Source organism: Brachybacterium sp. (assembly GCF_052095815.1).
Classification (GTDB): Bacteria; Actinomycetota; Actinomycetes; order Actinomycetales; family Dermabacteraceae; genus Brachybacterium.
Genome location: NZ_JBQDLF010000025.1, coordinates 1 through 19,577, shown reverse-complemented (window position 1 = coordinate 19,577; position 19,577 = coordinate 1). Strand labels below are relative to the sequence as shown.

Sequence of the window (19,577 nt, the reverse complement as noted above, 5' to 3'; positions counted from 1 at the left end):
GAGCATTGCCCCGCGCCCGATCAGCGCTTGGAGTACTGCGGAGCCTTACGGGCCTTCTTCAGACCGGCCTTCTTACGCTCGATGACGCGTGCATCGCGGCGCAGGAAGCCTGCCTTCTTGAGGATCGCGCGGTTCGCGTCTTCGTCGATCTCGTTCAGCGCGCGGGACACACCGAGGCGCACGGCGCCGGCCTGTCCGGACGGGCCGCCGCCGTGGAGGCGGACCCACACGTCGAAGCGGCCCTGGAGGTCGAGGACCGTGAACGGGTCGTTGACTTCCTGCTGGTGCAGCTTGTTCGGGAAGTAATCCTCGATGGCGCGGTCATTGATGATCCACTGGCCGGAGCCGGGGGTCAGGCGCACGCGAGCGATCGCGCGCTTGCGACGACCGGTGCCGTAGCCCGGTGCGATCGCGGACTGTCCGGCGCCGACGGCGGACTCGCCGGTCGACTCGGTGGTGAAGCTCGAGGGTGCGGACTCGTCGGTCACGGCCTCGAGGTTGTCGGTGGTATCGGGGGTGGTCTCAGTCACGGTTCTCCTTGGTTCGTCCGTGCGGCAGGGCGGAGTGGCGGGACACCCGCTTACTGCGCCACCTGATCGATGGTGAAGGGGACGGGCATCTGAGCGGCGTGCGGGTGCTCGGAGCCCTTGTAGACCTTGAGCTTCTTGATCTGCTGATCAGCAAGCTTGTTCTTGGGGAGCATGCCGCGAACAGCCTTCTCCACTGCGCGCTCGGGATTCTTCTCGAGCAGCTCGGAGTAGGGGGTGCCGCGGAGGCCGCCGGGGTAGCCGGAGTGGCGGTAGGCCAGCTTGGCCTCCCGCTTGTTTCCGGTCAGCGCGACCTTGTCAGCGTTGATGATGATCACGAAGTCGCCTGCATCCACATGGGGTGCGAAGACCGGCTTGTGCTTTCCCCTCAGGAGCTGTGCAACCTGGGAAGCGAGCCGGCCGAGGACGACATCCGTTGCGTCGATGACGTGCCAGGAACGCTCGACATCGCCGGGCTTCGGGGTGAACGTACGCACTCGTGCCTTCTTCTCTCGTCGTGGTGCCCGGGCGGCAAGACGCCGACCAGGCACGGTTCGATGGACCGTGGGCACGCTTCCTTCGGGTAAAAGCATGGCCCCTATGGCTGTACCCGGCCCGCTCCGCTCACGACGCGACGGCGGTCCTGGATGTGGGTGAGATTCCCTTTCGCGCCGGGCATCAGAGAACGGCTGCGGAGTCGGGGCACACATCAAGGCACAACAGCGCTCAACAATACGCACTGCCGCACCCGAGCGTCAACGCAGAAGACCCCTGTCAGAGGTGTGATCTGCGCCCGACTCCGGTCCCGGTCCTGCCCGGCTCTCCGCCCAGGCCCGCTCCGGCTCCCCACCAGGCTCTGGACCCAGCTCTCAGCCTGCCTCTGGGCCCGCCTCGGGGAGTGGCTCCTGGGGCGGCGGCTGGCGCAGCGTCCGGGTGCGCGCAGCCCAGGCGGCGAGCTCCTCATCGGGAGGGTAGGCGACGTGGTCCAGGGTGAGTCCCTGCGGGGGGCACAGCGGGGCCGCGCCGACGCCGTCGCGGGTGGCGGCCTGGCGCGTGCGGGCGGTGAGCACCTGCGCCGGCCAGTCGAGGTCCCGTCGGCCCTCCCCTACCCCGATCAGGGCCCCGACCAGGGAGCGCACCATGTGATGGCAGAAGGCGTCGGCGACCACGGTCGCGACGATCAGCCCCGCATCTGCACGCCCCTCCTCCGGTCGCTCCCAGGTCATCTCGCGCAGTTCGCGGATGGTCGTCGCCCCTTCGCGGGGGCGGCAGAAGGAGAGGAAGTCATGCTCGCCGAGCAGCGGGGCGCTCGCCCGCGCCATCGCCTCGACGTCCAGGGGCCGACGGTGACGCAGCACGTCCCGACGCAGCGGGTCATGGGCGGCGGGCCCATCGGAGATCCGGTATCGGTAGCGTCGCCACAGCGCGCCGAAGCGGGCATCGAAGTCGCCCGGCACCACCCGTGCGACATGGACCACCACGTCGTCGGGCAGCACGCCTGCAAGCCGGGTGACCAGCGCTTCAGCGGGGCTGCGGGGCGAGCGCCCGGGCAGGGTGGCCAGCACGTCATCGGGCAGTTCGAGATGACAGACCTGCCCCCGGGCGTGGACCCCGGCGTCGGTGCGCCCGGCGACGGTCACCCGTGCCGGGACTCTGGCGATCCGGCCGAGCGCCTGTTCGAGCTCCCCCTGAACGGTGCGCTGGCCGGGCTGGGCGGCCCAGCCATGGAAGTCGGTGCCGTCATAGGAGAGGTCCAGGCGCAACCGGGTGACGGCGCGGGCGCGGGGCAGCGCGCCGGCGTCGGTCACGGCGGGATCGGGGTGCTGGAGCTCGGCGGGCATGGGATCGATCGTAATCGCGCAGCACCGGTGCGGCGCAGTAGTACTGCCCGCGCAGCGCCTGCACAGCACCGGGGCGGCGCCCGGAGTCGCGCTCCACGCCGACCCGGGAGGGCCGCTCTGCGGGCACTTCTCCGACGGTCGTCCGAGTCTGGGTACCCTGCCCGCGTGAAGATCCTCATCATCGGCAGCGGCGGCCGCGAACACGCGATCCTCCGCCGGCTCGCCTCAGATACCCCCACCCCCGAGCTGCACGCCGCGCCCGGCAACCCCGGCATCGCGCAGCTCGCCACCTGTCACGACGTCCCGGTGACCGACCTCGATGCCCAGGTCAGCCTCGCCGAAGAACTGCAGCCCGACCTGGTGGTGATCGGCCCTGAGGCACCGCTGGTCGCCGGCGCCGCGGATCACCTGCGGGAGGCGGGGTTCACTGTCTTCGGACCGTCCGCTGCCGCCGCCCACCTCGAGGGCTCCAAGTCCTGGGCGAAAGAGATCATGGCCGCCGCTGGCGTGCCGACTTCCGCCTCGGTCACGGTCAGCGCCCTGTCCCAGCTGGAGGCCGGGCTGGACCGGGTCAACCCGCTGCAAGATGTGCCCTTCGTGGTCAAGGCCGACGGTCTCGCGGCCGGCAAGGGCGTCGTGGTCACCAAGGACCGGCAGGCCGCAGTGGCGCACGCCGAGGCGGTGCTGGCAGCCGGCGGTTCAGTGGTGCTCGAGGAGTTCCTCGACGGCCCCGAGGTGTCCCTGTTCTGCGTGAGCGACGGCACCCGCGTGGTGCCGCTGGCGCCGGCCCAGGACTTCAAGCGCGCACTGGATGACGACGAGGGTCCGAACACGGGTGGAATGGGCGCCTACTCCCCCTTGCCGTGGGCGCCGGAGGGCCTGGTCGACGAGGTGCTGCGCGCCGTCGCCCGGCCCACGATCGCTGAGCTCGCCGACCGCGGCATCCCCTTCAACGGGGTCCTGTACTGCGGGCTGGCGCTGACCTCCCGCGGACTGCGGGTGATCGAGTTCAACGCCCGCTTCGGCGATCCGGAGACCCAGGTGGTGCTCGAGCGGCTCACCTCGCCGCTGGCCCCGCTGCTGCTCGCGGCCGCTCGCGGCGAACTGGCCGAGGACACGGAGCTGACCTGGAGCGAGGACAGCGCCGTGACCGTGGTGCTCGCCAGCGCCGGCTACCCGGCGACGGTGCGCACGGGAGACCCGATCTCCGGAATCGACGCTGCGGAGGCGCTCGGCACCCATGTCATCCATGCCGGCACCGGCATGGTGGACGGCAACCTGGTCAGCGCCGGCGGTCGAGTGCTCTCGGTGGTCGCCACCGGTGAGGACCTCGAGGCGGCCCGCGCGCTCGCGCTGACCGGCGCCGAGGCGATCGGCCTGGAGGGCAGCCACCACCGCACCGACATCGCCCTCCGGGCTGCGGCAGACGCCGGAGCGCACACCGACACCGACACCGACACCGACACCGTGACGGAGGATCGCGCATGAGCGTCGACGCCACCCCGCTGATCGAGGCCCCGCAGCTGCCGGGCTGGGACCACGTGGTCTCCGGCAAGGTCCGTGAGCTGTACGTGCCGGAGGGCCAGGACCCGTCTACCGCCGACCAGGTGCTGGTGGTCGCGACGGACCGCATCAGCGCCTACGACCATTCGCTGCAGCCGGGCATCCCTGACAAGGGCCGACTGCTGACCGGCATCAGCCTGTTCTGGTTCGAGCAGCTGGCGGACATCGTCCCCCACCATGTGCTCTCCGGAACCGATGTGCCCGAGGCCGTCGCTGGCCGCGCGGTGCGCTGCCGGGGCCTGGACATGGTGGAGCTGGAGTGCATCGCGCGAGGGCATCTCACCGGCTCCGGCCTGGCCGACTACCGGGCCGGCGGATCGGTGGGCGGGCACGTGCTGCCGGCCGGCCTGGTCGAGGCCTCTCGCCTGGAGCCGGCGATCTTCACCCCCTCCACCAAGGCGGAGGCCGGCGAGCACGACGAGAACATCACCGTCGCCCAGGCGCGGGAGCGGCTGGGCGATGAGCTCACCACCGAGCTCGAGTCGCTCACGCTCGCGGTCTTCGAGCGGGCCCGCCGGATCGCCGCTGAGCAGGGCATCATCCTGGCCGACACCAAGCTCGAGTTCGGGCATTCCCGGGTCGATGGCACGCTGATGCTCGGCGACGAGGTGCTCACCCCCGACTCCAGCCGGTTCTGGTCCGCGGACACGTACACCCCGGGCCGCACCCCTCCCAGCCTGGACAAGCAGTTCGTGCGGGATTGGCTGACCTCTCCCGCTTCCGGCTGGTCCAAGGGTTCGGACCTCCCCCCGCCCGCTCTGCCCGCCGAGGTGGTCGAGCAGACCCGCGCGCGGTATGTCGAGGCGTACGAGCGCCTGACCGGAAGGGGCTTCTGAGCGGACGCCGCAGAGTCCCCGACCTCAGCTGAAGTGCTTCGAGGTGGCAGCTGCCGCCTCGAAGCACTTCAGGGGGAACCGTTCAGGACAGGACGAGCACCGCGGCGACCACCAGGGCGACGCCGAGCGCCAGCAGCGCATCGGCGACGGTGAGCGGCACCGGGCGCCACAGGGTGCGGGGGCCGTCGCCGAGCCCGCGCGACTCGAGCGCGAAGGCGAGCCTCTCGGCGCTGCGCACCGCATCGACCAGCAGCGCGAAGGCGCAGCGCAGCAGGTGACGGGCGCGCAATCGCGCCACCGCACCCTCGGCGGTGAGCGGCAGACGGACCCGGTGCGCACGGGTGAGGGTCTCCCAGCGGCGCGGCAGATCCTCGAGCAGTCTCCGTCCCGCCAGCAGCGCGTAGGTGTACCGGGGTGGCAGGTGAGCGTGCTGCTGGAGGCTCACCATCGTGCGCCGCGGATCGGCGGCGCGGGTGACGGTGAGGGCGCCGAGGCCGATCACCAGTGCCCGGAGGGCCAGGGCGGTGCCCAGCACGATCCCTTCCTCCGTGACTCGGATCGGCAGCTCCGGCCACGGTTCATGCCCGGGCCGGCCGAGCACGTTGACCATCAGCACGCCACTGGCGAACACCATGAACGGCAGCTGGGCCCGCAGCAGCCTGAGCGGTCCGAGCCGGCAGCCGATCATCGTCCCCGCCGAGAGCAGCAGGTACAGCAGCACCAGCGGCAGCGGGTCGGTCAGCAGGATGCAGACGATGCTGAGCGCGGTCAGCAGGCCGAGCAGCACGGTCGGGTTACGGCGCGAGAGCCATCCGGATGCGTCCCGTGGGCGGGCGGGCTCGTCGGCCGCACGGGCCCTCGCCACGGGCGGCTTCACCGCCGGCGCCGCCCCCGGGACCAGCGGTGCCGCCACGAGCCCCGCGCGCTGCAGCAGGCCGCGGTCCCGCAGCAGCGTCTGCGGTGACATCGGTCCGAGCAGCCGGCCGTCGGCGATCACCGCGACCGCATCGGCCGCGCGGACGGTGCGCAGGTCATGGGTGGTCATCACCACGCCGCGACCGGTCCCGGCCGCCTCCCGCAGCAGCGAGAGGACGGTCTGCTGAGCGACACGATCGAGGCCGTAGCCGGGTTCGTCCACGAGCAGCACGGGGCGCTGGGTCAGCAGCATCGCGCCGATCGAGAGCCGGCGCTGCTGACCGCCGGAGAGGCTGAAGGGACTGGCGTCCCGCTGCGCCTGCAGGCGCAGCCGGGCGAGCATCTCCTCGACCTGCTCGTGCCCGGCCCCGGACGCGGCGAGCTCCGCCTGCACGGTGTCGGCCACGAACTGCGCCTCGGGTCGCTGGAACACGAGCCCAGCCGCCGCACCGTCGACGGTGCCCGCCTGCGGGAGGTCCAGGCGGGAGAGCGCGCCGAGCAGCGTGGACTTCCCGGCGCCGTTACGGCCCACGACGGCGAGCAGACGCCCCGCATTCACGGTGAGCTCGACCTCGCGCAGCACGGTGCGGTCGCCGTGGCCGAGCTCGGCGCCCCGCACGGTGAGCAGCGGATCCGGCGTGGCCTCCGGGCCTGGGGACGGAGCCACCTCCCCGGACCCCCTCTCGGAGCTCAGCGTCTCCTCGACCTCCCCGGGCAGCCAGCACCCCGCCTCGCGCAGCGCGGCGCCGTGACGGGTGAGCACCACAGTCGTCGGCCCGTCGGCGAGCACCTGCCCGGAGGCGTCGAGCGCGATGGTCCGTGCCGGAAGTCCGGCCAGGCCCGACTCCCCCGCCCAGTCGTCGAGGCGGTGCTCCACGAGGATCGTTGCCACTCCGCCCTCGCGCGCAGCCCGCTCGACGCCGTCGCGCACAGCGCGCACGCCCTCGGCATCGAGCATCGCGGTGGGCTCGTCCAGCAGCAGCAGGCGCGGCCGGGCGACGAGCGCCGCGGCGAGGCCCGCACGCTGCAGCTGTCCGCCCGAGAGCGTCGCGGCCGGGCGGTCGGCGAGCGTCTCGATGCCCGCGTCTGCGAGAGCTTCGCGCACGCGCTTCCCGATCTGCGCGGGCGGCACGCTGCGGCTCTCGAGCGGGAGGGCGACGTCATCGGCGACCCGCGGGAGGCACACCCCGTCGGTCGGATCCTGACCGAGGAATCCGACGGTCCCCGCGGTGGCCAGGACCCCCTCGGCGATCGGGTCGATGCCGCCCACCCGCAGGGTGCCGGTGACCCGGCCGCGCTGGTGGGAGGGGAGCGCGCCGGCGAGCGCGCGCAGCAGCGTCGATTTGCCACAGCCGCTGGGGCCCAGCAGGAGCACCTGCTCCCCGGCCCGGATGCTCCCGGTCCAGGGGCCGACGCCGTCCCCCGAGGGCAGGACCACCTCGAGCTCCCGTGCCTCGACCACCGTCCCCGACTGCCCGGGGGCCGCCGCCTCCCTCTCGCCCGGCGCGGTGACCTCGGCGGCCGCTGCGGCCTCAGCGGACACGTCGTGCCGGGATGCCGTCGTCGCCCTGCGCGGCGGCACCGATCGCGAAGTTCGCGAGCACGCCGGTGCGCTCCAGGGCGCGGACGATCACCCTGGCGAGCAGACCGCCGAGCACGATCCCGGAGAGCACCTGCATCCCGAGCCGCAGCGCGAGCAGGTCCTGGCCGTACCAGCCCATCCGGTAGGCGGTCCAGAAGAACACCAGGCCCGCACCGAAGGCGCCCGAGGCGGCGAACACTCCCCAACCGAACCGGCGGTAGCGGGTCAGGGCGAAGGGCAGCTCGCTGCCGATGCCCTGCAGCGCGGCGGCGAGCACCAGCATCGGGCCGACGGGGCTGCCGAGGAAGACGACCTCGATGATCGCGGCGAGCATCTCGGCGAGGATGCCCACGCCAGGGCGGCGCAGGATCGCCAGCGCCACCGGTCCCACCAATAGCCAGGAGCCGAACAGGACGTGCTGGGCGAGGTCCCCGGCGGGGCCCATCGCGATCGCGAGCCCGTTCCAGGCCTGGACGAACACCCAGTACAGGAAGCCGAACACGACACCGAGCACCACCACCAGCACGATCTCGCGCAGGGAGAGCCTCGGACGCCGGGCGGCACGAGCGGCCAGATCAGAGGCCTGCGAGGGAGTCTGGCCGGGAGCCCGGGAGGGGGTCTCTGCCGGAGTCTGTGCGCGGGTCATCGCGTCTCCTCGCCGAGCTCGCGCACCTCGTGGGAGGGGCTGTTCAGGGAGAGGGTGAGATGGCTGGTGACGTGCTGCACGCTGCGACCCACCTGCAACCAGCCGGCGACGGCAGTCGCGATCACCTCGCCGATGTCGCCCTCGAGGCGGGTGACGAAATGCTCGGAGCCGCGGAAGGTGCCCAGCTCCCGGGCGCGGTCGATCGCGGCGTAGATGTCGCGCATGTGGTCCGGCGCGGTGCCGTCGGCGGCGACCTGGTCCGCCAGCGGGTACAGCGCCCACTCCGCGGAAGCGAAACGGCCGGTGCGACGGGGCTCGGTGATCCCGACGTCGCGCGGGCCGGCGCCACCGGGAAGCTCGCAGGTCACCTCTCCCGGGCAGCCGCGCGAGAGGGTCACGGAGAGGGTGGCGTGGTGCTCGGTGCGGGCGAGGTCGTCTGCGAGGTCGATGAGATACCGCTGCAGGTGGGCTTCGTGGCCGCCGAGATAGGTGGAGACGTCCCCCGTCTCGCGCACCAGGCCGGTGAGGTCGAGCCGGGACAGGATGCCGACGAGCACTCGGGCGTAGTCATCGGTCATGACGGCTGCGGTGACCCTGGCGCCGACGCCGAAGCCGAGCGGGGTCTCGGTGGGATCCGGGGCGGTGCCCGGGAGGGTGGCGGGGGTGCCGACGGGAGTGATGCTCACGATCCGTGCCTTTCACGAGGGCACGGGCGCGCAGCGACGATCGCCTGGCGGAGCTTCCTGCGCCGGCATGATCCGGATCAGGTTCTACGGTCGGAGTTCGAGAACTCCCTCTCAGCCCGGCCTACCGGACTCCCGTGCACGGAAGCACCGTACCCCGATCCGGCGTCCCTGGAGCGCGGCGGTCCACGAACCAGTGGCTGGACCGGGCGGCGGCGGAGACCAGGATCCGGTCGAAAGGTCCGTCCGCCGGCGCCCCCAGCACCCCGGGGAGGGCTTCGCGGATCTCCGCGCGGCCGTCCTCGCGGCCGACGGTCCCGGCGAGCGCGGCACGGGCAGGTGCCAGCAGGCTCACCTGCCGCTCCACACCCACCACGCTCCCGGAGGGTCCGACGAGGTGGGCGAGCAGCGCCGTGGTCCAGCCGGAACCGGCACCGACGTCGAGCACGTGCTGCCCCTCACGCACATCGAGCAGGCGGAGCATGTCCAGCACCGTGCTGGGTTGGGAGTTGGTCTGGCCCACTCCGATCGGCAGCGGGGAATCCACGCCGGCACGGTCCCGCAGCTCCGGGGGCAGGAAGTGCTCCCGGGGCACCGCATGCATCGCGCGGGAGGCACCGTCGCCGGTCCCTGCTCGGTCCGCGGGGTCCCGCCGGTCCTCGGACCGGTTCCTGTTCCTTTCGGCGCTCATGGCGCGTTCAGCTCCCGGGGAGCTCGATGACCCCGTCGACCGGCCAGTCACGCACCTCCGTGCCCTCGGGAGCGAGGGCAGTGGCCTGGCGCAGATAGATCGGTCGGCCCACGTCGCTCGCAATCGCCTCATGCACGGGCAGGGCCAGCGTCGGGCCGACGGCGCGGAGGAAGTCGACGGTCTCGGACACTTTCGACCAGGGGGCGACGACGGCGAAGGCGAGCACGTCGATGCCGTGGAACTCCGGCAGCGGCTCGAGGGAATCTCCGGTCACGCCGAGCCGGGGGCCGTCCCCCGCGGAGATCACGAGACCCGAATTGCCGACCCGCGGAATGTCCGGGTGGATGATCGCGTGCCGGCCGCCGACAGCCTCGATCCGCAACGAGCCGTGGCCCGGGACCGCGGCAAGCACGTGCGCGTCCCCGGCGGCGAGCGGACGCAGCTGCTCGGGGCGCACCGCAGCGGCGCCGTCGACCGCCTCCCGCAGCTGCTGCGCGGTCTCGGGCTCCGCGATCACCTCGGCGGTGGTCGCCAGGCGAAGCACCTCGTCCAGCAGGGTGCGGTCCACGTGATCGGGGTGCTGATGGGTCAGGAGCACGGCGTCGATCCCTGTCAGCACCGCGGCGCCGAGGCCGCGCACGGCCTCGCCGCTGAAGCCGCCGGGATCGATCAGCAGTCGACGCCCGCCGGTCTCCACCAGCAAGCACGAGTGGACGAGGTGGCGGATCTTCATCGGTTCCTCCTGGGAATGGGTGCGACGGTCCCTCGAACCTATCGCCGCCGGCACCGTCTGCACAGGGGGCGGCCCCCCCGGCGCGTGCTCGCCTCCACCGATCGGTGGAGGCGATCGTGGCTACTCGGTGGTACCGACTGCATCGCCGCGCTCCCAGACTCGAGCCATGACCAGCACACGGACCGCCCCGACCCCGGCACCCGCCGCAGACCCTCCGCCCGCCCTCGCCGTCTCCCACCTCGTGAAGTCCTACAGCGGCCGCCGCGTCGTCGACGATGTGTCATTCCGTGTCACCCGGGGCACGATCTTCGGGCTGCTCGGCCCCAACGGCGCCGGTAAGACCACCACCCTCGAGATGTGCACGGGGCTGCGACACCGCGAGTCCGGCACGATCGACCTGCTGGGCCTGGACCCGACGGCGCTCGGCAGCCGGGACCGCAACCGGGTGGGGATCGTCGCCCAGAGCGGCAGCGAGCGCGCCTCGCTCACGGTGCGGGAGATGGTCTCCCAGTACGCGGCCTACTGCGAGGACCCGTGGGACGTCCCCGAGCTGCTCGAGGCGACCGGCCTCGCGGAGAAGGCCGGCGCTCGCATCGCGAGCCTCTCCGGCGGGCAGCGCCGACGCCTCGACGTGGCCACCGGGATCGTCTCCCGGCCGGAGCTGCTGTTCCTCGACGAGCCCACCACCGGCTTCGACCCGGCCGCGCGGCGCGAGTTCTGGGAACTGATCCGGGAGCTGCGCAGGCTCGGCACCACCATCGTCCTGACCAGCCACTACCTCGATGAGGTCGAGTTCCTGGCCGACCGCGCCGCCGTGCTGCGTGCCGGGCGGATCGTTGCCGAGGGCACCGTCGCCGAGATCCGTCGGGCCCACGGCACCAGCTCCACGGTCACCTGGACCGGCCCCGACGGGCCGCAGGCGCGCGTGGTCGAGGACCCCGATCCGCTGCTGCGCGAGCTGCTGGCCGCCCATCCCTCCCTGCCCGATCTCGAGGTGCGCCGCCCGTCCCTCGAGGAGATCTACCTCGGCCTCGTCTCGGAGGGACCCCGATGAGCGCCACCACCGCTCCCACCCTGCATCCTGCCGCCCCGACGTCGGCCGCCTCCCGCCGCGCCCCCTCCCTGCTGCGCGCCGTCGGCGTGCGCACCCGCGTCGAGCTGCTGCAGTTCTACCGCGAGCCGCTCCAGGTGATCTTCGGCTTCGCCTTCCCGATCGTGCTGTTCGCGATCTTCGCGACGATCTTCGACCAGGCCTGGACGCTGCAGGACGGCACCGAGGTCGCGGCCTCCACCTACTACCTCGCCGGGATGATCGCCGCGGCGGTGATGACCTCGGGCTTCCAGTCCACCGCGGAGATCATCGCGACCGAGCGCGATGACCGCACCCTGCGGCGCCTCGTGGTGAGCCCCATGCCTCGCAGCGCCTACCTGATCTCCAAGGTGGTTCTCGTGGCCCTCAACACCACCCTGCAAACAGCCCTGCTGCTGGTCGTCGCGCGATTCGCCTTCGACGTGCCGATGCCCCACCAGATGTTCACCTTCGCCTGGGTGCTGCTGCTGGGCACGGCCGCGACCACCGCCGCCGGGGTCGCCTTCGCCTCGGCGCTGCCCTCGGGCCGGGCCGCGATCGCCGCCTCCGCCCCCATCACGGTGGTGCTCAGCTTCTTCTCCGGCAGCTACATCCCGATGTCGGAGCTGCCCACCTGGCTGCAGAACCTGGGTTACGTCTTCCCCCAGGCATGGATCGCGCGCGGTCTGCGCCTCTCGCTGCTCCCGGAGGAGTTCGGGGAGCAGATCGAGATCGCCCCCTTCGGCCTGGACGACCTGTCGATCCCGGTGCTCGCGGCACTAGTGTTGAGCTCATGGCTGATCGTCATGCTGGTGCTGGCGAGGACCACGTTCCGGTGGAGTCCTCGTGACGCAGGCTGAGCGTCGCACGCTGATCGCCGGCGGGAACCTCTGCACCCTGGACGGCGTGCCGCGGAGCTGGGCCACCAACTGGCCCCTCCACCTGATCGTCGCCGGGACCGCGCTGCTGGGACTGGTGATCTCCCCCGGGCCGCTCACGGCCCTGCTGGTCTCGTTCTGGCTCGCCGCCTACGCCGCCACGCACTGGGCGGTAGTGCTGCGCAGCCTGCCCGGTGCCGGCGTGGTGGGCACGATCGTGCTCGGCGGGATCGCCGTGGCCCTGTTGGGGGTCTCGAACGTGGGCCTGCACCTCTTCGCCGCGTTCATGCTGATGTGGGTGCTGCATTCCACCTACCGCGCGGGGCTGGCCGCGACGCTGCTGCTCGCGGGCGGGGTCGTCCTGGTGCTGTTGCCGCGGGGGCTCGAGAGCGGCTCGGCCGGGGTGGCGGTGGCGCTCGCGACCGGGCTGGGCAGCGCCCTGTTCTCCGTGCTGATGGCGACCTGGATCTGGCAGATCGAGACCCTCTCCCACGAACGCCGGGAGCTGGCCGAGGAGCTCGCCGACTCCGTGCGGAGCCTGGAGCGGACCCGCTCCGCGCTGCTCGTCCTCGAGCATCAGCGCGGGGTCGACGAGGAGGCGGGCCGGCTCGCCGCCGAGATCCACGACACCCTCGCCCAGTCCTTCACCTCGATCACGATGCTCTCCCAGGCCGCCCGGCACACCAGCGGCTCCGACGGGGCTGGCGGGGTGGGCGGGACCGACAGCACTCCCGTGCCGCTGCTGGCCCAGATCGAGGAGATCTCCCGGGAGGGCCTCGCCGAGTCCCGCGCGCTGATCGCCCGCACCCAGGCGCCCCTCGACCTCGGTGCGGCCCTGGACCGTCTGGCCGCGGACCTCGAGCAGCGCACCGGCGTACGCACCACGGTGGACTCCTCCGGCTGGTCCTCGGTCGCGACCCGCACCGAGGTGGTGCTGCTGCGCACCCTCCAGGAGGCGCTGCGCAACATCGAGCGGCATGCCGGCGCGGGCTCCGTGCGGATCCGCCTGACCCGCGAGGAGGGGGACGCGCTGCTCGAGGTCTCCGACGACGGCGCCGGCTTCGATGTGGACCTGCCCACCGCGGGCTACGGCCTGGTGGGGACGCGCTCCCGGCTCGAAGCCGAGGGCGGGGTGCTGCACCTGGTCTCCTCCCGCGGCGCGGGCACCACGCTGCGGGCCGTCCTGCCCGTCACCGCGACCACCCCGGAGGTGCCCGATGCCGAGCCCGATGCCGAGTGAATCCCTGCGCGTGGTCCTGGCCGATGACCACCCGATCTTCCGCTCCGGGGTGCGGGCCGTGCTCGAGTCCGCCGGGCACGAGGTGGTGGCCGAGGCCGGCACCGGCCAGGAGGCGGTCGACGCCGTCGAGCGCCTCCAGCGCGACGGCCGGGGCCCCGACGTGGTGCTCATGGACCTGCGGATGCCCGGCACCGACGGGGTCGAGGCCACGCGCCTGCTCAGCAGCTCCGCGTCTCCGGTCCCCGTGCTGGTCCTGACCACCTACGACACCGACGCACTGATCCTGCGAGCGATCGAGGCGGGAGCGACCGGCTACCTGCTCAAGGACACCCCTGCGCCGCAGCTGCTCGAGGCGGCGGCGAGCGCCGCGACCGGCCGCACCACCCTCGCCCCCGTCGCCACCGCCGCGATCGCCTCCTCGCTGCGCGCACCGCGGCCCGAGGCCCTCACCGCCCGTGAGCTCGACGTGCTGCGCCTGGTCGCGACCGGCAGGTCGAACGCGGAGATCGGACAGCGGCTCTCGATCGCGGCGTCGACGGTGAAGTCCCATCTGCTGCGGATCTTCACGAAGCTCGGGGTGGACGACCGGACGCGGGCCGTGACCCTGGCCCTCGAACGTGGCCTGCTCTGAACCGAGGCGACCGGGAGGTCGTTCCCACGGTGGGCAGGCCCCCGCCGATCGGCTCCGGCTCGGTACGATGTCCTCGTCGGGCCCGACCCGTCGGCCGACCCCGTGCCGACCGCTCACCCGCACTGCAGATCCACCCGCCCGGCCCGCCCCATCGCGGCCGTCGTCCCCCAGGAGAGTCCCCATGCCACGTGTCGTGGTCCACGTCATGCCGAAGCCGGAGATCCTCGACCCGCAGGGCAAGGCCGTCGCCGCCGCACTGCCGCGACTCGGTTTCGAGGGCATCGCCTCGGTGCGCCAGGGCAAGCGCTTCGAGCTCGAGGTCGAAGGTGAGATCACCGACCAGGTGCTCGCCTCCCTCCGCGAGGCCGCCACCACCCTGCTGTCCAACCCCGTCATCGAGGACGTCGTCTCGATCGACGTCGAGGACGAGGCCGACGGGGCGCAGGCCTGATGCGCATCGGTGTGGTGACCTTCCCGGGCACGCTGGATGACCGGGATGCGCTGCGCGCCGTGCGGATCGGAGGGGCCGAGCCGGTCGCTCTCTGGCACGGCGAGGACTCTCTCCAGGACGTCGAAGCGATCGTGCTCCCCGGCGGCTTCTCGTACGGCGACTACCTGCGCGCCGGCGCGATCAGCCGCTTCGCCCCGGTGATGGAGAAGGTCGCCGACGCCGCCAAGGGCGGGATGCCGGTGCTCGGCATCTGCAACGGCTTCCAGATCCTCTGCGAGACGCATCTGCTGCCCGGCGCGATGATCAAGAATGCGCACCGTGCGTTCCTCTGCCGCGACCAACCGCTGACGGTCGAGAACACGAGCACGGCCTGGACCTCCGGCTACGAGAAGGGCCAGGTCATCCGCATTCCGCTGAAGAACCAGGATGGCCAGTACGTCGCCGATGAGCGCACCCTCGCCGAGCTCGAGGACGAGGGCCGGATCGTGTTCCGCTACGCCGCTGGCGCCACCCACGGCCCGGCCGGTTTCGAGGCGAACCCCAACGGCTCCCGCCATGACATCGCCGGAATCACCAACGCCGCAGGCAACGTCGTGGGCCTGATGCCGCATCCTGAGCACGCGGTCGAGACCGGCTTCGGCCCGGACCAGCCCGGCGAGGGCACCCGCTCCGGCACCGACGGCCTGGCGATGTTCACCTCGGTGCTGCGCAGCATGGTCGCCTGACCACCCGTCGCACTCGCTCCCGCGACGCACCGCACACCCAGCTCACCCCGCGCCGCGGAACGCGCGATTGTCCGGTTCTGAGCCAGATCTGCCCTGGATCTGGCTCGGAATCGGACTTTTTCGTCTGTGCCAGCGACTGTGCCGGCGTTGGCAGTGCGGCGACGGCGTGGGCGGGCCGAGCAGCGGCCGGGCTCAGCTGCGGTCAGCGCACTGCGCTGAGCACGGTGAAGCGTCGGTCGCGGGAACGCTGGCGCACCGACCCCACCCGACGCTCCACTTCGGTGCGGTAGCGCAGGTGGGAGTTGTGCACGAACCACAGCTGTCCGCCCGGCCGCAGCACTCGCGCTGCGGTGTCGAGCAGCCCCTGCACCAGGGTCGCGTCGACCGCGGTGCCATCGTGGAACGGCGGGTTCAGGAGCACCAGGTCCACGCTCGCGTCCGTCACCCGTGAGAGCGCATCGTCCCAGGTCACCTCGACTCCCTTGCGCTCTAGATGGTTGGCGGCGAGGGTTGCTCTGGCGGAGCTGACCGCGTCGGCTTCCGCATCGCTGCCCAGTACGGCCGTCTCGGGCAGGGCCGCGGCGAGGTAGGCGGTCATCAGTCCGTTCCCGCAGCCGAGATCCACGGCGGAGGCCACCGGCGCCTCGGGCGTGCCTAGCTCTCCTGCGGCGACGGCCCGGTCCAGGGCGCCCAGCAGCAGTCGGCTGCCTGCGTCGGCTCCGGCCCCGCCGAACACCGCGCCGGTGGCGCGCAGTGCGAGCTCGCGCTGCTGGCCGCGCACTGCGACCCGTGCCGCGCTCTCGAGCGCGGCCGGCGCCGCGACGGACTCCCGCAGCTCGGTCGCGATCAGGGCCCGGGACTTGCCGATCCCGCGGCTCGCACGGACCTCGGAGAAGACCGTCGCGAGCGCATCGTTCTGTGCCCGGGTCATGTGCTTCACCCGGCCGCCCGCGACGATCTCGAGACCAGACTGACCGCTCACGCGGACCGCCGCAGCGAGACGACGGGCCCGGTCCTCGAGGGCGTGCACCGCCTTGGGCAGCCGCATAAGCACCAGCAGGTGCCCCTCGACCTGGGCGGCCGCCTGCTCGAGCGAGATCGTTTCCGGGCCCGCGGGGACCCGCAGCCGCCCTGACTCGATCTGCGCAGCGAAGCGCTCCTTCAGGGTGGTGGCGAGGGTGAGGGAGGAGGTCCAGCTGAGCACCACGGCGTCCTCGTGCTCGGCGACGGATTCGAGGGCGTAGGCGGTCAGCTCACCGGTCGCGTCGTCGACCACGATGAGGTCGCAGGGGCAGCCGGTCCCGATCTCCTCGGCCGCGGCGATGATCACGCGGTCAGTCTGGTCCGGGCCCTGCGGCGCGGGGGTGACCGGCTCCGCATCGATCGGATCACCGGTGTGGAGATCGTCTGCGAAGAGGTCTTCGCCGAAGGGGTCTGCGTCCACGGGGTCTGCGTCCACGGGGTCTGCGTCCAAGGGGTCTGTGGCGGGGTTCTGGGGCAAGGGTTCAGTCCTTCGGAATGCCGACGCGGCCGCGCGAGCGCAACCGGCCGTGAGGAAGTGTGGGGGCGGGCAGTGCCGCGGGGGTGTGCGGGGCGAAGGGGCCGAACTGCTCGGCATCGGCCGCCAGGCCGCCCCGCGAGCGAACCTCCGGAGAGATCGGGGCCTCGGCGAGCGTACCCTCCGCACCGATCTCTGCCTGGTAGCGAGCCCGGAACTGCTCGATCTCCTCGTGGGTGCGGCCCACGAAGTTCCACCACATCAGAATGTCCTCGCCGAGTGGTTCGCCGCCCAGGAGCATCACGCGCAGGCCCTCCCCCTCCTCGGCGAGGATGGTCAGCTGCGCGGCGCCGTCGGGCAGCACCAGCAGCTCGCGGCTCACGGCCCCGGTCTCTCTCCATCCATCGACGGACTCCCCGGGGCGAGGGTGCGCTGTGCGCAACCGTGCCGCGCCCCGGTCCACGAGCAGGCCGTACTCGTGTCCCGGATCGAGGTCGATGCGCAGGGTGCCGCCGGCACGCAGATCGAGCTCGACCATGCTCAGCACGGTGTCGGTCTCCACCCTGCTGCGGTCCTCGAGCACGGTGCCGTCCTCGCGGGTGGCGTGGAAGGACCCCAGGCCCACGCGGGCCCGCGCCTCTCCGTCCCCGATCACGGGCGGGGTGTAGACCTCGAAATGCGATTCACGGAACCGGGCGCGATCGGGCAGGGCGTACCAGAGCTGAACGCCGTGCAGGATCGTGGTGTCGAGGGTGGAGAACTCCGAATGGGTGATGCCGGAGCCGGCCACCATGATGTCCACGTCCCCCGGGCGGACCAGGGCGTGGCTGCCGAGCGAGTCGCGGTGGGTGATCGCGCCGTCGAACAGCCAGGACACGGTCGCCAGGCCCGTGTGCGGGTGGCGCGCCACCCGCATGCCGTCACCGGCGGAGACGTCGTCGGGACCGAAATGGTCCACGAAGCACCAGGCGCCGATCAATGAGGTCTGGCGGGCGGGCAGGGTGCGGTGGACGGTCATCCCGCGGGGCCCGCCGAGCGGCACCGCCCGGGGCTCGAGCCGGACGAAATCCTCGAAGCTGCTCATGGGTCGAGTGTAGAGAAGGAACCTCTTCCGGACCGTGCGGGCGGGTTCTGCTCCCCGCGGGTTCGCTGTCTCGGCCCTGTCGCCGCCCGCGCCGCGCTCGTACGCTGTGCGCATGTCATCGCAGACCTCGCCGCCCGCATTCCTGCTCCGCGCCGTCGAGGACGGCACGGTGCCCGGAGCCGTGCTCGCGGTGGGCCACGACCCGGAGCCGGTGGCGATCGGAGCGTCGGCCGTGGACGGCCCACCAATGCGGGCGGACGCGATCTTCCGCATTCAATCGATGACCAAGCTGGTCACGACCGTGGCGGCGCTGCGACTCCTCGAGCAGGGCGCGCTCGCGCTCGACGACCCGGTGGCGACCTGGCTCCCCGAAATCGGCACACCGCGCGTGCTCACCGCCCCCGACGCTCCGCTCTCCGACACCGTGCCCGCCGAGCGGCCGATCACCGTGCGCCATCTGCTGACGAACATGTCCGGGTACGGGATGATCCTCGCCGACTCGCCGCTGCAGCACGCCATGGCGGCGAACGAGACCGAGGCCGGGCTGCTGCCGCCGAGCCTCGGGGCCGACGACTGGCTCGCGGCGCTCAGCTCCCTGCCGCTGGTGGGACAGCCCGGCACCGTATGGCGCTATCACCACTCGTTCGGGCTGCTCGGGATCCTGCTGTCCCGTCTCACCGGGATGAGCGCCGGTGAGCACCTCGAGCGCTCCCTACTCGGCCCGCTGGGCATGGTCGACACCGGATACTTCGTGCCCGCGGCGATGCTTGACCGGCTGCCCGCTCTGTACACGGAGTCCGACGGACAGCTGGTCGAGCTCGAGGGCATCGGCGGCGGCCCCCATATCGGCCCGCCTCCGCAGGACATGAGCCACGGCGAGCTGCTCTCGACAGCACCCGACTACCTGCGCTTCCTGCGCGCACTGCGTGACGGCGAGCTGCTGGGAACCGAGCACCTGGCGATGCTGCGCAGCGATCAGGTGCCCGCGAGCGCGAAGCAACCGGGCTCGTTCTTCCCCGGCTTCTGGGCACAGACCGGCTGGGGCTTCGGCGTGAGCGTGGTCGCCGGCGGCCCGCACCGCGGCCGCTGGGGCTGGTCCGGCGGCGCGGGCACGGACTTCTTCGTCGACGCCGACGGGACGCTGGGGCTGCTGCTCACCCAGGTGGAGCTCGGGCCGCGCGTCGTGCCCCTGCTGGAGGCCTTCGGCGAGCTCTCCCCGGCGGCGTAGTGCGTGCTCGCCGCGCGTGAGGGCTGCGGCCCGTGCTCGCCGCGCGTCAGGGCTGCGGCCCGTGATCTCCGCTCACCAGGCCCGCCGTGACGAGAAAGGGGCCAGTTCTGTGGCACCTTTCTCGTCATGGCGGGGAGGGTCATGATGGGGAGGGAGCTTCACTCCCAGGTCGCGGTCTCCGGCTCCACGCCGTTGGCGCGGGCGTTCTCCTCGATGACTCGGCGCAGCCACGCGGCGAGGCCTTCGGCCTGCTGGTCGTAGTGCGCGGCGAATCGGGGGTCCTCGGTATACATCCGCGACAGGACGACGTGCATGGAATGCGTGCAGTCGTAATGGCGGTCGATGGTGGCGCGGTGACGCTCGGCGAGGACGTTCGCCTCGTCGCTGCCGGGCTCGACCCCGCGGCCCAGGGCCTCGGCGAGCGCGGCCTCGGTCGCGTCGGTCTCATCCTTGACCCCCTGCCACTGCGCGGCGTCCCAATCCCGGGTGCGCGAGGCAGATTGCTTCCAGGCGTCGGACTCCCCCCAGCGCTCGCGAGCCTCGTCCTGGTAGGCGGGGTCCCAGTCGGTGCCGAAGATGCGGGCCTGCTCCTCGGGGCTGAGGGGGGTGGTGCTGTCGTTCATGTCAGTTCTCTCGATCATCTCGTCGACGGCGCGTGCCGTCTTCTCGAGCCGCTGGATCCGCTCCGAGAGGAGGGTCCGTTGGCGGCTCTTCCCGGTTCGTGGTGATGGGGAGCGTCGCGTCGTTGACGTAGAA

20 protein-coding genes and 1 riboswitch are annotated in these 19,577 nt (G+C 72.2%); of the genes, 9 read left to right on the top strand and 11 right to left on the bottom strand.

Features of this window, described 5'->3' with window-relative positions; translation table 11 throughout:
- Nucleotides 1–20: 20 nt before the first annotated feature.
- The 3 genes from rpsI to truA all read right to left on the bottom strand — a co-directional run bounded on the left by rpsI (nt 21) and on the right by truA (nt 2,368).
- Nucleotides 21–530, bottom strand: a complete 510-nt coding sequence (gene rpsI / locus ACTH43_RS10980) for a 30S ribosomal protein S9 (RefSeq protein ID WP_441444937.1) — start codon at nt 528–530, stop codon at nt 21–23.
- Nucleotides 531–580: 50 nt separating this feature from the next.
- Nucleotides 581–1,024, bottom strand: a complete 444-nt coding sequence (gene rplM / locus ACTH43_RS10975; RefSeq protein ID WP_441444936.1) for a 50S ribosomal protein L13 — start codon at nt 1,022–1,024, stop codon at nt 581–583.
- A 372-nt stretch (nt 1,025–1,396) separates the two neighbouring features.
- The gene (gene truA / locus ACTH43_RS10970; RefSeq protein WP_441444935.1) at nt 1,397–2,368 is read right to left on the bottom strand and encodes a tRNA pseudouridine(38-40) synthase TruA; all 972 of its coding nucleotides are present in this window, start codon (nt 2,366–2,368) and stop codon (nt 1,397–1,399) included.
- 165 nt (nt 2,369–2,533) lie between these two features.
- Here truA and purD point away from each other — a divergent pair, with 165 nt between their 5' ends.
- A complete protein-coding gene (purD, locus tag ACTH43_RS10965) occupies nt 2,534–3,856 on the top strand; it encodes a phosphoribosylamine--glycine ligase (RefSeq protein WP_441444934.1) in 1,323 nt (440 codons plus the stop codon).
- Nucleotides 3,853–4,767 carry a phosphoribosylaminoimidazolesuccinocarboxamide synthase gene (locus ACTH43_RS10960; RefSeq protein WP_441444933.1) on the top strand — a complete coding sequence of 305 codons (915 nt, stop codon included), beginning with the start codon at nt 3,853–3,855 and terminating at the stop codon, nt 4,765–4,767. Before purD ends, ACTH43_RS10960 begins: the two co-directional genes overlap by 4 nt.
- A gap of 82 nt (nt 4,768–4,849) precedes the next feature.
- Here the strand turns inward: ACTH43_RS10960 and ACTH43_RS10955 are convergent, their stop codons facing one another.
- The 5 genes from ACTH43_RS10955 to ACTH43_RS10935 form a co-directional block, all read right to left on the bottom strand.
- Nucleotides 4,850–7,225 carry an ATP-binding cassette domain-containing protein gene (locus tag ACTH43_RS10955; protein WP_441444932.1) on the bottom strand — a complete coding sequence of 792 codons (2,376 nt, stop codon included), beginning with the start codon at nt 7,223–7,225 and terminating at the stop codon, nt 4,850–4,852.
- The gene (locus ACTH43_RS10950) at nt 7,215–7,910 is read right to left on the bottom strand and encodes an ECF transporter S component (RefSeq protein WP_441444931.1); all 696 of its coding nucleotides are present in this window, start codon (nt 7,908–7,910) and stop codon (nt 7,215–7,217) included. The genes ACTH43_RS10955 and ACTH43_RS10950 overlap by 11 nt, the downstream gene beginning before the upstream one ends.
- Complete coding sequence (locus ACTH43_RS10945) at nt 7,907–8,596, bottom strand: YkoF family thiamine/hydroxymethylpyrimidine-binding protein (protein WP_345077145.1); 690 nt, start codon at nt 8,594–8,596, stop codon at nt 7,907–7,909. The genes ACTH43_RS10950 and ACTH43_RS10945 overlap by 4 nt, the downstream gene beginning before the upstream one ends.
- A 37-nt stretch (nt 8,597–8,633) precedes the next feature.
- A riboswitch (TPP riboswitch) is annotated at nt 8,634–8,742 on the bottom strand.
- Entirely contained in the window at nt 8,718–9,284 is a 567-nt protein-coding gene (locus ACTH43_RS10940) for a protein-L-isoaspartate O-methyltransferase family protein (RefSeq protein WP_345077142.1), read from the bottom strand. (Overlaps the previous riboswitch by 25 nt.)
- 7 nt (nt 9,285–9,291) lie before the next feature.
- Nucleotides 9,292–10,017 carry an MBL fold metallo-hydrolase gene (locus tag ACTH43_RS10935; protein WP_345077139.1) on the bottom strand — a complete coding sequence of 242 codons (726 nt, stop codon included), beginning with the start codon at nt 10,015–10,017 and terminating at the stop codon, nt 9,292–9,294.
- Nucleotides 10,018–10,183: 166 nt separating this feature from the next.
- Here ACTH43_RS10935 and ACTH43_RS10930 point away from each other — a divergent pair, with 166 nt between their 5' ends.
- From ACTH43_RS10930 to purQ, 6 genes are all read left to right on the top strand, one after another.
- Nucleotides 10,184–11,071: an ABC transporter ATP-binding protein gene (locus ACTH43_RS10930; protein ID WP_441444930.1), complete on the top strand. Its 888-nt coding sequence runs from the start codon at nt 10,184–10,186 to the stop codon at nt 11,069–11,071.
- The gene (locus ACTH43_RS10925) at nt 11,068–11,946 is read left to right on the top strand and encodes an ABC transporter permease (protein WP_441444929.1); all 879 of its coding nucleotides are present in this window, start codon (nt 11,068–11,070) and stop codon (nt 11,944–11,946) included. Before ACTH43_RS10930 ends, ACTH43_RS10925 begins: the two co-directional genes overlap by 4 nt.
- Nucleotides 11,933–13,204, top strand: coding sequence for a sensor histidine kinase (locus tag ACTH43_RS10920; protein ID WP_441444928.1), 1,272 nt, complete (start codon nt 11,933–11,935; stop codon nt 13,202–13,204). The genes ACTH43_RS10925 and ACTH43_RS10920 overlap by 14 nt, the downstream gene beginning before the upstream one ends.
- Complete coding sequence (locus ACTH43_RS10915; protein ID WP_345077126.1) at nt 13,194–13,835, top strand: response regulator transcription factor; 642 nt, start codon at nt 13,194–13,196, stop codon at nt 13,833–13,835. The genes ACTH43_RS10920 and ACTH43_RS10915 overlap by 11 nt, the downstream gene beginning before the upstream one ends.
- A 181-nt stretch (nt 13,836–14,016) precedes the next feature.
- Nucleotides 14,017–14,286, top strand: a complete 270-nt coding sequence (gene purS / locus ACTH43_RS10910) for a phosphoribosylformylglycinamidine synthase subunit PurS (RefSeq protein ID WP_345077123.1) — start codon at nt 14,017–14,019, stop codon at nt 14,284–14,286.
- On the top strand, nt 14,286–15,011 hold the full coding sequence (gene purQ, locus ACTH43_RS10905; protein WP_441444927.1) for a phosphoribosylformylglycinamidine synthase subunit PurQ: 726 nt from the start codon (nt 14,286–14,288) through the stop codon (nt 15,009–15,011). The genes purS and purQ overlap by 1 nt, the downstream gene beginning before the upstream one ends.
- Nucleotides 15,012–15,213: 202 nt before the next feature.
- On the opposite strand, the gene ACTH43_RS10900 is transcribed toward purQ, so the two are convergent.
- Entirely contained in the window at nt 15,214–16,512 is a 1,299-nt protein-coding gene (locus tag ACTH43_RS10900) for a methyltransferase (RefSeq protein WP_441444926.1), read from the bottom strand.
- Nucleotides 16,513–16,516: 4 nt separating this feature from the next.
- Nucleotides 16,517–17,593 carry a pirin family protein gene (locus ACTH43_RS10895; protein ID WP_441444925.1) on the bottom strand — a complete coding sequence of 359 codons (1,077 nt, stop codon included), beginning with the start codon at nt 17,591–17,593 and terminating at the stop codon, nt 16,517–16,519.
- Between the two features lie 112 nt (nt 17,594–17,705).
- Between ACTH43_RS10895 and ACTH43_RS10890 the strand changes: the two genes are divergently transcribed.
- Nucleotides 17,706–18,821, top strand: a complete 1,116-nt coding sequence (locus ACTH43_RS10890) for a serine hydrolase domain-containing protein (protein ID WP_441444924.1) — start codon at nt 17,706–17,708, stop codon at nt 18,819–18,821.
- 158 nt (nt 18,822–18,979) lie between these two features.
- Here the strand turns inward: ACTH43_RS10890 and ACTH43_RS10885 are convergent, their stop codons facing one another.
- A complete protein-coding gene (locus ACTH43_RS10885) occupies nt 18,980–19,444 on the bottom strand; it encodes a TipAS antibiotic-recognition domain-containing protein (RefSeq protein ID WP_441444923.1) in 465 nt (154 codons plus the stop codon).
- Nucleotides 19,445–19,577 lie beyond the last annotated feature (133 nt).

What these genes read in the sequence shown, in the direction of transcription:
- ACTH43_RS10915 (WP_345077126.1), top strand. Translation starts at nt 13,194, where the DNA reads ATGCCGAGTGAATCCCTGCGCGTGGTCCTGGCCGATGACCACCCGATC.
- ACTH43_RS10885 (WP_441444923.1), bottom strand. Translation starts at nt 19,444, where the DNA reads ATGAACGACAGCACCACCCCCCTCAGCCCCGAGGAGCAGGCCCGCATC.
- ACTH43_RS10890 (WP_441444924.1), top strand. Translation starts at nt 17,706, where the DNA reads ATGTCATCGCAGACCTCGCCGCCCGCATTCCTGCTCCGCGCCGTCGAG.
- ACTH43_RS10940 (WP_345077142.1), bottom strand. Translation starts at nt 9,284, where the DNA reads ATGAGCGCCGAAAGGAACAGGAACCGGTCCGAGGACCGGCGGGACCCC.
- purQ (WP_441444927.1), top strand. Translation starts at nt 14,286, where the DNA reads ATGCGCATCGGTGTGGTGACCTTCCCGGGCACGCTGGATGACCGGGAT.
- purS (WP_345077123.1), top strand. Translation starts at nt 14,017, where the DNA reads ATGCCACGTGTCGTGGTCCACGTCATGCCGAAGCCGGAGATCCTCGAC.
- ACTH43_RS10950 (WP_441444931.1), bottom strand. Translation starts at nt 7,910, where the DNA reads ATGACCCGCGCACAGACTCCGGCAGAGACCCCCTCCCGGGCTCCCGGC.
- truA (WP_441444935.1), bottom strand. Translation starts at nt 2,368, where the DNA reads ATGCCCGCCGAGCTCCAGCACCCCGATCCCGCCGTGACCGACGCCGGC.
- ACTH43_RS10925 (WP_441444929.1), top strand. Translation starts at nt 11,068, where the DNA reads ATGAGCGCCACCACCGCTCCCACCCTGCATCCTGCCGCCCCGACGTCG.
- ACTH43_RS10935 (WP_345077139.1), bottom strand. Translation starts at nt 10,017, where the DNA reads ATGAAGATCCGCCACCTCGTCCACTCGTGCTTGCTGGTGGAGACCGGC.
- ACTH43_RS10960 (WP_441444933.1), top strand. Translation starts at nt 3,853, where the DNA reads ATGAGCGTCGACGCCACCCCGCTGATCGAGGCCCCGCAGCTGCCGGGC.
- ACTH43_RS10895 (WP_441444925.1), bottom strand. Translation starts at nt 17,593, where the DNA reads ATGAGCAGCTTCGAGGATTTCGTCCGGCTCGAGCCCCGGGCGGTGCCG.
- ACTH43_RS10930 (WP_441444930.1), top strand. Translation starts at nt 10,184, where the DNA reads ATGACCAGCACACGGACCGCCCCGACCCCGGCACCCGCCGCAGACCCT.